The following is a 535-nucleotide window of genomic DNA, read 5'->3' as shown; positions in this document are numbered from 1 at the left end:
GGGCCATCAGCGCGCAATCCCGTTGAAACCAACGGAATCATCGCACCGCTCGCACGCTGGGGAAAGTCCGACAGGCTGCTAGATGAGAATTGGCAGGTTCTCGCGGACGCAATTAAAGCTAAGAACAGCGAACAGGCGCGCGAGGCTTTCCTGCTTGAGAGAACCGTCTGCATGTCGTGTCATATCGCGGAAGGCTATGAATTCATCAATGACACTTCGATTTTCAAAGAGACCGAAAGTTTCCCCGGCGACTGAAGCGTGGTTTTGAGGTGCGTGGCATGTTCGATATACGTTGGTGGCTTTCGCCGGGTGACGGGCGTTGGTCGATCCTGATCCGCCTAATGCTCTTTGGCGTGTTCTTCTTCGAAGGCATCCAAAAGCTCGCATATCCCGACATTTTGGGTGCAGGGCGGTTTGCCGGCATCGGCATTCCCTGGCCGGAATTCACCGGCCCTTTGGAGGCTGTCGCGCAATGAGCGCGGCGGGCTGGTTTAGAGCGTCACCGTCGCCTGGGACGGCGTGAGGCGGCCCGTCC

2 protein-coding genes are annotated in these 535 nt (G+C 57.8%); both read left to right on the top strand.

Features of this window, described 5'->3' with window-relative positions; all coding sequences use genetic code 11:
* Nucleotides 1–255, top strand: a 255-nt coding sequence (locus IEW15_RS25685) for a hypothetical protein (protein WP_188583404.1), incomplete at its 5' end; no start/stop codon positions are given.
* A gap of 23 nt (nt 256–278) precedes the next feature.
* Nucleotides 279–476: a hypothetical protein gene (locus IEW15_RS25680; RefSeq protein WP_188583402.1), complete on the top strand. Its 198-nt coding sequence runs from the start codon at nt 279–281 to the stop codon at nt 474–476.
* Nucleotides 477–535: the final 59 nt, after the last annotated feature.

Source organism: Tistrella bauzanensis (genome assembly GCF_014636235.1).
GTDB classification, from domain to species: Bacteria; Pseudomonadota; Alphaproteobacteria; order Tistrellales; family Tistrellaceae; genus Tistrella; species Tistrella bauzanensis.
The sequence above is the reverse complement of the archived record's forward strand: the minus strand, read 5'-3'. Positions and strand labels throughout refer to the sequence as shown.